Source organism: Endozoicomonas sp. ALE010 (assembly GCF_049310165.1).
Classification (GTDB): Bacteria; Pseudomonadota; Gammaproteobacteria; order Pseudomonadales; family Endozoicomonadaceae; genus Endozoicomonas.
Window position 1 is genome coordinate 25,813 of sequence record NZ_JBLYNV010000055.1, and the last position, 10,407, is coordinate 36,219.

Consider the following 10,407-nt stretch of genomic DNA (forward strand, 5'->3'; position numbering starts at 1 on the left):
GTTTGGCTTCTTAACAGAGTTGTCACGTCAGACGCTGGTCGACCACTCAGCTCACAGCTGCCAATCACTGTCGAGGGCTATGGTATTTTCCCGAAGCAACAGTATCTCATCCATAACATTGGCTTCGGGGCCGGACTGTTCAAACCAGCAGCCTAAAGCATGGGACATTTTGCTACCTTTAGAAAAACTGTGCAGACACTCCAGAACCTGTTCCTCATGGATTACCTGTCCATCTACAGGTTGTTTCGTGATGCAGCAGTGTGCCATGAAGAAGAAATGCAGGCGTAAAGTCTGAACTGAACTTCTCAGGGTTTTGATGGATTGCAATACCTGCTCTGCTGACACTTTCTGGTGATTGATTGGCAGCCCATAATACATAGCCATGAATGTCAATACACATTCCAGTCGAAGTTCCTCTGCACCTTTGACCGATACGCTGTTCAAAATTTGCCAGGCCTCTTGCAGCAAACTCCGGGCTTCACCGGTTTCATGGTCCCGCTGAGATTGTTGCAGCCTTAGCATCAGATACCTGGTTTGCCTTGCAGAATGATTACCGGGGACTTCATTAAACGCTGCCAATACTTCCTGGTCATCCGGACAGGTAATGTCCAATTCCCTGGCATTCAATGCCAGCTGAGCATAAAAAATGGCTTTTTGAAGTAACCAGCCGCCGCATTCACAAACCTTAACCACCGCATCCGGTGTGACCGGCTGACCATTCAACAGCATGCCCTTCAGGCAACAATGCGCTTTGAAGCGCGCCAGCTCCAGCACAGCCCCGGTTGCCTCATAACCCTTAACTACCGCATCCGATGAGACCTGCTGACCATTCAAGGTCAGGCCCCTCAGGCAACATTCTTCCTTAAAGCGCACTAATCTCAGTTTGCCCTCGGGGCTTTCCGGGAACCCCCTGACCACTTCGTCCGTTGTAATCAGCTTGCCATTTAATGTCAGGCCTCTCAGACAACATTCCTCTTTGAAGCGCGCCAGCTCCAGTACTGCTGAAGCTGCCTGATAAGCAGAGACCACCGCTTTCGTTGAGACCTGTTGGCCGCCCAATGGCAGGCCCCTCAGGCAACATTCCGCTTTAAAGCGCGCCAGCTCCAGTGTCGCTCTGGCTGCCTGAAACCCCTTAACCACCTCTTTCGGGGTAACCTGCTGGCCATTTAATAGCAGCCCCTTCAGGCAGCATTGTTCCTTAAAGCGTGCCAGCTCCAGTGTTGCCTTGACTGCCAGATAACCCCTGACCACCTCATTCGATGTAACCTGCTGACCATTCAATGCAATGCCCCTCAGGTAACAGTATTGCTTAAAACGCGCGATTCCCAGTTTGCCTTCCGGACTATCCGGGAAATCCCTGACCACCTCATCCGGGGTGACCGGCTGGCCATTTAACGCCAGGCCTTTCAGGCAACATTGTTGCTTAAAGCGCGCCAGCTCCAGTATTGCCCTGGCTGCCTGATAATTCTTAACCACGGAATCCGGTGCGACGGGCTGGCCATTCAACGTCAGGCCCCTCAGGCAACATTCCGCTGTAAAGCGTGCCAGCTCCAGTTTTGCCCTGGCTGCCTGATAATCCCTGACCACAGCATCCGGTGAGACCTGCTGGCCGTTCAACGTCAGGCCCTTCAGGCAACATTCCGCTTTGAAGCGTCCCTGCTCCAGTGTTGCATTGACTGCCTGAAAACCCCTTAACACTTCATCCGGATTGACGAACTGGCCATTCAACACCAGGCGCTTCAGGCAACATTCTGCTTTAAAGCGTGCCTTGCCAAGTTGGCCTTCCCGACTGTCCGGGAAAGCCTTAACCACTGCATCCGGTATGACCTGCTGACCATTCAACGGCAGCCGCATCAGGCAACAGTGTTGCTTAAAGTGGGCGAGCTCCAATGTTGCGTTGGCTGCCTGATAATTCCTGGCCACCATATCTGTTGTGACTTCCCAACCATTCAGTGGCAGGTTCTGCAGGCAACACTCCGTTATGAAGCGCGCTATCCCCAGCCTGCCTTCCGGACTATCCGGGTAACTCTGAACGACCTCGTCCGGTGTGACCGGCTGTCCATTCAGCGCCAGGCCCTTCAGGCAACATTTTTGCTTGAAGCGTGCCAGGTCCAGTGTTGCGTTGGCGGTCTGATAATCCTTAACCACTGCATCCGGTGCGATTTGCTGGCCATTCAACAGCAGACCCCTGAGGCACCATTGTTCCTTAAAGTGCGCCAGCTCCAGTGTTGCCATGGCAGCCTGACAACCTCTAACCACTGCCTCCGGTGTGATCCGCCGACCATGCAACGACAACTCCCTCAGGCAACATTCCGATTTGAAGCGTGCCAGCTCCAGTGTTGCCCTGATGGCCTGATAATTCCTGAACACTGCTTCCGTCGTGACCTGCTGGCCATTTAACGGCAGGCCACTCAGGCAACATTCTTCTTTGAACCTTGCTAACCCCAGTTTGCCTTCCGGACCATCCGGGAAATACTTAACCACCATATCCGGCGTGACACTCTGGCCCTTCACCGGCATGCCCCTATGGAGACAGTGCTGCATAAAGCGTGCCAAGGCTAATTTGCACTTATTATTTCGATCCGGTTTACGGTTGAATTCTTGAATGACCTGATCCGGGGTAACTTTTCTATTGCCATGGAGAATGTTCTGCAAGCACAGTTTTTGCAGGAAGAAGCCAGGTCGAAGGGACGTTGTATCATTCCCATAGGCGTTAAGGACAACAGCCGAGGTGACTTTACGACCCTGAAATGGTTGTTTTTCCCAAAAGGCATCTTCAACGCATTTACTATCGACATGGAGCGGCGTCGTACTTCTCTGAGACTGATGGTTTGATACTTGTTTACCGTTAAATGCACTTCGGGAGCGGTGAGGAGTCCCGCTTGAACCAGCTCGTCGATCAATCGATCCCGAAGGGTAGAAAGGTGGTGCTGTTGCTCTCAGAATGAAACCTTTCAAGCATGGAATGGAAATTCCGGAATTTGACCTCAAAATAATTAATAGGTTCCATTGATGGTTTCCTTCTATCAATGACGTCCAGATTCCGCTCAGGGTGAACGGAGATTGTATTCATCAAACTCATTGGAATGTGATGTATCAGCCGAATGAGACAGCAGGAAGGCAGGAATGCGCCTTCCTTTGCTACCTGAAGTTTGTGCCCGGAAGCTCAATCACCGGGTGTCGCGCCTACAGGCTCAAAATAACGGTAAAATGTCAGTGATCTGCCATCGCGGATAAGGCTGCTCAGATAGCCCGATTTAAAGACGGGGTAGACTGCCGCCTTACCAGTAATATACCAGACGGGCATTGACGTTTTTGCCGCCAGATACAGCGGCAGCGTTTCACCGGTTGCCTGGAATTCCATAGAACCTGCCGGTTTATTGATCATAACATCCTCTATGGTTGTCAGTCCGACGGTGCTGAGTGCCAGTAGTGGGACACGGTCCTGATCTGTCATCCCTCCGGTAGTTACCGCATCCGCATAGGCCTGGTCACTGAGCTGTCCCAGCTGATCCAGGGTAATACTGCCCAGACAGGCCATATTGCTGCCACGTCCCACGGAGACAAAATGACCCACCTGGCAATGATTCAGCATGGCCTGATAGTTTTCCTCCGGGGATGCATTTTGAGTGGTCATGATCAAACGGTTTTTGATGCCTTCTTCAACCTGATGAACGGAATATCTGGGAAGCCATTTGCCAAAAGGCTGAATGAGCTTCAGGACGAAGGTGGAAGCGTCCATCCCCCTTTCACCGTCAGGGCCAATGGTGCCTTCGCCAAAGGCAAAGTAACGGTTCTCATTGTGTTCCGGCGCAACATAGTCTGACGGGTATTTTAACAGGGTATTACTCAGCTGGTTCAGATAGTTCTGGTAACTCAGGGGAATTGGCACTTGTATCACCTGATTATCCAGTTTTCCCGCAGGATCAACCGATAATTCCTCCGGGGACAGCTGGGCAGAATAAAGCCGTAACTCTGACGATTCTATCTGCCGGGATGCCGGAGGTTGATGGTTTCGCGCTGCGAAAAAGTACCTGCCACTCAGGCTGTATACCGGGGTGCCTAAAGGCAATCGCAGGTTTATGTCCTGACTTCTGACCCGGCTGGTGACGGTCAGTTTCAGTTGGCTATCAGGATCCCGGGATGAAACGGGAAGTTCACCCGCCAGAGAGTCATCGACAAAAGCGATATGCCTTGCCTTGGTGAACTTGAGGCCAAACTCCGGACGCCACAGGGCTACCCAGCTATCTTCGGCAGACTCCAGACCTGCTGAGTCAATAGTCGTTAACTGACCAAGCACAAAGACCGGGGTATTTCTCAGAATAAGCGTACTGGATGATTTCTGGTTAGCGGCAACATTGGAAGCCTGAGCCAGATTATTGGTAAAAAATACATCACTGGGGAAAAACTGCGCATCAGCATCGGCGATGGTTATGGCCCGGGCTCTGGGGTGAAACCTCTGAAGATATTGAGTCTGCTGAACCCGCTCTAACAGCTGCTGGCGTTCAGCTTCGGTAATCAGATGGCCAGAGGCATCAAAATTATTGCTGATGGCACCAATGACCACTCTGGCAGCCGTCTGGGTGATAGAGCCGTACTGCTGTTGGTAAACGGCAAGGGCTTCGTCCACTTTCAGTTTGTTCCAGGGAGCGAGCAGCCACTCCTGCAGATTATTGTCGCCGATTTCCCATCGGACCGTTGTATCCCGGGGGTTGATTCCCTGCATTTCTGCGATGGTATGGACATCCTGCAGCCCTTTATAAACAGCGCCCTGTTGGTCAGCTTCAGGATAAGCGGCGGCGAGCGCGGTTATCCCGCAAAGGAGAGTGAAAATCAGCCATCTTGTTATTGCCATCGGTACTTCCTCAGTGAATCCAGCGTTTCATGAAGCCTCAGACAATATAGACAGATAAATGGGGAAAGGGTTGCAAATGGCGCGAAAAAAGCGGCTGCTCCCCGGAATATGGGGAGCAGGGGACCGGTTAAGGAGCTGTTCTGAAATAATGACCACACTTCTGGGTTTCAAAACTACGTTCGTCCTGAGGCTGTCGAAGGGCGTGAACTCCGGCCTCATGTATTGTGCCAATCACCCTTCGATACTTCGACAAGCTCAGCACTCAGGATGAACGGAGATCGAGTTCAAAATGTGGAAATGATTTCGTAACAATTCCTAAATCGACCTGCTCAGGTCAATATCCCTGGACTGGCCAGAGTAATAGAGCCTGGCCCGGTGCTGGCAATCAACTTACCTCGACGGATAGAGAGGATGACCGAAGCCTGGCGGCACACCTTATCAAAAGCGTATTCAGAGAGAAGGTGAGTAGAAAGGCCGGTTTTACAGCCCATCCAGGTGAGACCTGGCGTGTAGGCACCGAGCAGAAGGTTACCGATCTGTTGTTAATTACCCGAATTCCCTTTATGGTTGCACGCGCATTCCTGTTAAATGCACACAATAATAGAAAGAAAAAAGGAGTAATTACTGTGGAGCACCTGCTGGAAGACTATACCGTTATCACTGAGATACCCGTAGCCTGGGGGGATATGGATGCCCTTCAGCATGTCAATAATGTCGTGTATTTCCGTTATTTTGAATCAGCCCGGATCGATTATTTCGGCAAAATGCAGATGATGGAAAAAGCGAAAGGCAGTGGTATTGGCCCGGTGATCAGTCATACCCAATGCTTTTACAAGGTTCCGGTTACCTATCCAGACACCTTGCTGGTGGGCTCAAGAGTTCGTGATGTGCAGGAAGACCGTTTTACCATGGAGTATGCGATTTTCAGTAAAAGCCTGAACAAAGTGACCACAACCGGTACCGCAACGGGCGTTATGTTTAACTTTTTGACCAATCGCAAGACCAGTATTCCAGAGGAAGTGAAAGCCCATATTCAGACAATTGAAGCGGGCGGGATAGCAAGTAGCTAACTTCATCGAACTTTTTCAAAGTTCACAGGGCAAAATCTGGGATATTGGCAATGAACTAATGTTACTGTTCATTGTCCGAACTTTGGCGAAAAAATTTTTGGTATACAGGCTGGACTGTTGCCCGGTCTGGTCAGTGGACTGGAACAGACAAGTTCCCTGTTTAACCCGCATCGTTATTGTATTCGTTTTATCAGAAGACAGACTGATTGGGTGCAACGCTGGGAGCGACGGTTCAGTTTTCATCATGTGTGGCTTCATTCACATGACAGTTATTTCATACTTATTCACTTCAGGGATAGCACACACATAGATACTTAAGCAGACATATAGAAGATGGGGTCAAAATGGATGCGTCAACTGCACTATCAGCATCGAAGTCAGCAGCTCTTGCATGTGAGTTCTGTTCACAATCAAAGGCTAATGACTCCGGGTTCTTCTGCCATCGTATAATTAAACAATACCCTCAATGCCGGGCTGAGAATCTGGTTCCTTCGGGCCGCATGAACAAAGGGCCTTTTCTGAAATATGTTCTTGAACGAATGTCCCGTTTTGAAATCGTTACACCGATTATGCGGTTTATTTCCGGATTATCGAATTCAATGCCCGAAAGAGTGACGTTCAGTGATCAGAGGATAAACCAGGCGAGTTCGGATAGTGCTGTTACGTCTCGGGCCGCTGGTGATGAAGAGACAATAAACGACAATGAATATCTGCAATTGTTATCTGAAATCAAGCCTGACCGGGAGCCTGATAGCCATCTGGATAAGCCACTGTCTGACTGGTGTGGCGTTAATGCTGAGAATATGTCAGATGCTATTAAAAAAGCCTGCCAATCAGATCAACTATCAGAGTCAGAGAGAGGGTGTATCAGCGAACAGGGTATTTTTGAGCAGCCGTTGCAAGCCGCTGATTTCCAACATAATAAAATACCCGTTTCGGTCAAGGCTGAATTTCACTTAAAGGGGATGACAGCAACCCATGGAATGAAAGGGAATGGTGTTAAGCAAACGGTAACCACAAGGTTTCTCGATATGCTTGGTGCTTCTGATGAATTTTGCCTGCTGCAAACCAACACCCAGCATGCACTGGGTGCCGGTGCCAGTGGTATCAATCCCAAAGATGGTCCTTTGGCTAATACCTATCTGGGGAAAAATGGCCGACCTAAAATTCCCGGTGGTTCCACTTCTGGTGGTGCCGTTGCGGTCAGCAGTGGTCTGTTGCCCATTGCCATCGGCAGTGATGGTGGTGGTTCTGTCCGCATACCCGCGGCAGCAACGGGCATTGTCGGGGGGAAGTGTGGCAAGGAAGAAAGTCGTGCTGAATCGTTTCTTGATCAGACAGGGGGAGCCTATAAAGATAACCCGGAGTCAATGGTAGAGTCAGGAATTTTAGGACTTAAGGTGGGCGATATTGCAAAGGCGTTTCTGGCGTCCAGCAGTGTCAGACCAGATAAACGCTGTTTGGACTACCAGAAGCTGGGTGTGGCGATTGATCTGGATGCCATGGGCATTGCCAATCCGGCCGTTGCAGAAAAATGCCAGCAGGCCATTGGCTGCTGGCAGAGTAAATATGGCAAGGCCAGAAATGTGCAGGAAGTCCACCTTATGGATCTTGAGAACTCTCCCGGGAATGCCAGGGCACTGGCCCTGTCCCATGTGGTACTTTTTGGCTCTGAAGAACTGCAAGCCTTTAATTCAACCGCGTTATCGGATGATCAACGGAACCAGGCCGATCCGGAACTCAAGCTGAATATGAATTTGGCCAAATCGTTTACTGATCGGATGAAGCGCGTTGCCAGAGAAAACCGTGCGCAATTCAAACAGCACCTTAAATCACTCAAAGATCGAGGCGTTGACGTTATTCTGATGCCCACGATTCCCGAAGTGAGCAGAGATATTATCAGGGGCGAAAAACAATACGGTATGGCTGACTTACGGAGTTCATTGCAGTTGAGTCAGCTCACCAGTCTGGCCAACTTGCTTGATGTGCCTGCAATTACTCTGCCTGTTGGCCATGATAAAGTTCATGGTATGCCTGTCGGACTAACCCTGATGAGTACTTCGGAAGATGACTGCAACCTTTACCATTTTATGCCGTTGGCAAAAGAGTTTGAAAATGTAACCCGGGAACGTAATGAGCTGAGAATGAAAAAACCGGCCATCTATTTTGGTGACTATCTGCACCGGGAAAGTTAGCGGTTTATTTCCTCTTCAGCAGAACCAGAACAGAACCGGTGCCACCTTCGGAAGGCGGGGCAGAACAAAATGCCAGAACATCCGGTATCTGTTTTAACCAGTGATTGGTATGGCTCTTTAACGTCGATTGTCGTTCTTTGCTGCGGTGAGACTTACCATGAATGATGCGTACACAGGTCAGCCCACGGTAGCGGGAAACCTGAATGAACTCATGGATAAGATCTCTGGCTTCATCAATCTTATAGCCATGCAGATCCACTTGAAACTGAACCGGGATCGTCCCCTGACGCAGTTGCCTGAGCCTTGTGGTCTGGATTCCGGGCTGAGAGTATTCAATAAACTGTTCAGGATCGACAGGCTCAATCCAGGCGTCAGAGAGTGCAGCACCAGAGGATGGCTTGTCCAGCTCGGCAGCCTTGCGGCGAGCCCTTAGAGTGCTTTGTGGAATATCTGAATTCGTCTTGCGATGGATGCCAGAATGCGTCTTGTTGCCTTTTTTGCCAACCAATGGTTGTACATCCCTCATGGCTTCCTGAAAGCTTTGCTCGTCATCTCGCTCTGGCATAAAAATGGCTACTTATCGCTGAGTACGGTGGTTAACAGTTAACCGGAAAGGTATTGTACTAATTGTGCCAGTATCATCAAACCACTTGAGAGTAGTTTCTGGTTGAGATGTTTTGTTAAAGTGACTCATTGAATTATCGGACTATTGAAGTTAGCACAAATAACAATGAACCTTATCTTGACAGCCATTTGATTGGATGGCGTGCCTTGATTGCCCAAAATACGAAAACCGGCACGGCGGGATACCGTCGCACAGTTGAAATAAAAAGCAACGAGCGCAACAAGTCCTGCTAGTAAGAGATTTCTAAATGGACTTGAATTCAAGTTGAAACCAAATTTTATTTTTTTGCTTTATTTGATTCTATTATAAAGGTTGCAGCTTGCTTACCAGCGACTTTTGCTTGTTCTACATCACCGAAAATCTTGAAGGCCTTTTGGTAAGCCTTCTGGTAAGCCTTCTGGTAAGCCTTCCCTATTTCGGACTGTGCCCAGGCCCGTTTGGCAGCCTTCCCTTTCTCGGACTGTCCATAAGCCTTCCCTTTCTCTGACTGTGCCCAAGCTCGTTTGGCAGCCTTCCCTTTCTCGGACTGTTCGTAAGCTCGTCTGGCAGCTTTCCCTTTCTCGGACTGACTGTAAGTTCGTTTGGTAGCCTTCCCTTTCTCGGACAGTCTGTAAGCTTTTTGGGTAGCCTTATACTTCTCGGACTTACGGTAAGCTTTCTGATAAGCCTTCCGTTGCTCGGACTGTTCTGAAGCCTTCCCTTTCTTGGACTGATCGTGGGCTGCTGCGGGTGTGGGGTGTAGGGGTTCACCAGAACCGGACAATTCAGGTGCTTTAAACTCAATAATTTTCGTTATGGCTTTCTTTTGTGTGTCTTTATTCAACGGACCAGCAACAGCAATTGGACGTGATGATGGCTGAGAAAGATCAGCTAACAAACTTTCCCGGGGGAATTGCTGAGCTATTTGTTGAGAGTTTGTTGAGGTTAAATCTGTGGATGCAAAATCATTATCAACAGATTCACTGGCTGAGTCACAACCTGAAATTTCATCAAGGTTTTCTGGTGATAATTCAGGAGGCACTAATTCGCTTGCAGTGGGTGGTAAAAGAGAAATTGAAAAATCATTAATCGAACGTGGAGAAGATGGTGTGTTCTGACTTATTACTACCTCATTTAAATATCCGTGACGGTATGGACCCAGTATCTGCGTATAATAGCCGACCATCCTTGGCTGTAAACTGGTAACACAACAAGGTGGTATAAAAGGTGTCTCTGCAGAATCCTGTAGACAGGAATCAACAGAAACGAACGTTGACTCTAAGTTAAGTCTATTCATTGAACTATTGAACTATTGAATTACAGATTAAGACCACTCTTTTGTATTAAAGTTTCTCCGTTACACCAGCCAGCTTGCCACGACGTTTATATATTCACCGTCGTATTGATAGATTTCAACGTTAGAAATCTTATAAAAGTTCAACAGATTAGAACGCATAAAAATTTTTTTATTTCGGCAAATGTTGTACTTTCAAATGGATATTTCCTGACTTTATAGTCATCAAGTTCTGGCAGTCATGGCGTGTATTGTCATGACAGAATATCTCCAGGTTCCCCATATTAAGTACAGAAACGTAAACGCCAATTTAACCAGCGTAATAGCCAACCCCGCCGGATCGGCTTATTCTTGAGATGCCTTCACTGCCCAGGGTAGAAGCTGCTCCA

7 protein-coding genes are annotated in these 10,407 nt (G+C 48.9%); 3 read left to right on the forward strand and 4 right to left on the reverse strand.

What is annotated here, in order from left to right; translation table 11 throughout:
• Positions 1 to 51: 51 nt before the first annotated feature.
• On the reverse strand, positions 52 to 2,514 hold the full coding sequence (locus ACO6UY_RS19000) for a hypothetical protein (RefSeq protein ID WP_422462746.1): 2,463 nt from the start codon (positions 2,512 to 2,514) through the stop codon (positions 52 to 54).
• Positions 2,515 to 2,601: 87 nt separating this feature from the next.
• Between ACO6UY_RS19000 and ACO6UY_RS19005 the strand changes: the two genes are divergently transcribed.
• The gene (locus ACO6UY_RS19005; RefSeq protein WP_422448579.1) at positions 2,602 to 2,835 is read left to right on the forward strand and encodes a hypothetical protein; all 234 of its coding nucleotides are present in this window, start codon (positions 2,602 to 2,604) and stop codon (positions 2,833 to 2,835) included.
• 331 nt (positions 2,836 to 3,166) lie between these two features.
• Here the strand turns inward: ACO6UY_RS19005 and ACO6UY_RS19010 are convergent, their stop codons facing one another.
• Positions 3,167 to 4,855 (reverse strand): hypothetical protein, encoded by a 1,689-nt coding sequence (locus tag ACO6UY_RS19010; protein ID WP_422490889.1) that lies wholly within the window; start codon positions 4,853 to 4,855, stop codon positions 3,167 to 3,169.
• A gap of 224 nt (positions 4,856 to 5,079) precedes the next feature.
• Between ACO6UY_RS19010 and ACO6UY_RS19015 the strand changes: the two genes are divergently transcribed.
• Together ACO6UY_RS19015 and ACO6UY_RS19020 are read left to right on the forward strand one after the other, a co-directional pair.
• A complete protein-coding gene (locus tag ACO6UY_RS19015; protein WP_422490891.1) occupies positions 5,080 to 5,925 on the forward strand; it encodes an acyl-CoA thioesterase in 846 nt (281 codons plus the stop codon).
• 599 nt (positions 5,926 to 6,524) lie between these two features.
• Positions 6,525 to 8,120, forward strand: a complete 1,596-nt coding sequence (locus ACO6UY_RS19020; RefSeq protein WP_422490893.1) for an amidase family protein — start codon at positions 6,525 to 6,527, stop codon at positions 8,118 to 8,120.
• A gap of 4 nt (positions 8,121 to 8,124) precedes the next feature.
• Here the strand turns inward: ACO6UY_RS19020 and ACO6UY_RS19025 are convergent, their stop codons facing one another.
• Positions 8,125 to 8,685 (reverse strand): Smr/MutS family protein, encoded by a 561-nt coding sequence (locus ACO6UY_RS19025; protein ID WP_422448571.1) that lies wholly within the window; start codon positions 8,683 to 8,685, stop codon positions 8,125 to 8,127.
• 337 nt (positions 8,686 to 9,022) lie between these two features.
• Positions 9,023 to 10,021, reverse strand: a complete 999-nt coding sequence (locus tag ACO6UY_RS19030; protein ID WP_422490895.1) for a hypothetical protein — start codon at positions 10,019 to 10,021, stop codon at positions 9,023 to 9,025.
• Positions 10,022 to 10,407 lie beyond the last annotated feature (386 nt).

Coding starts and splice junctions, on each gene's coding strand:
- ACO6UY_RS19020 (WP_422490893.1), top strand. CDS start 6,525: ATGCCCGAAAGAGTGACGTTCAGTGATCAGAGGATAAACCAGGCGAGT.
- ACO6UY_RS19025 (WP_422448571.1), bottom strand. CDS start 8,685: ATGCCAGAGCGAGATGACGAGCAAAGCTTTCAGGAAGCCATGAGGGAT.
- ACO6UY_RS19030 (WP_422490895.1), bottom strand. CDS start 10,021: ATGAATAGACTTAACTTAGAGTCAACGTTCGTTTCTGTTGATTCCTGT.
- ACO6UY_RS19010 (WP_422490889.1), bottom strand. CDS start 4,855: ATGGCAATAACAAGATGGCTGATTTTCACTCTCCTTTGCGGGATAACC.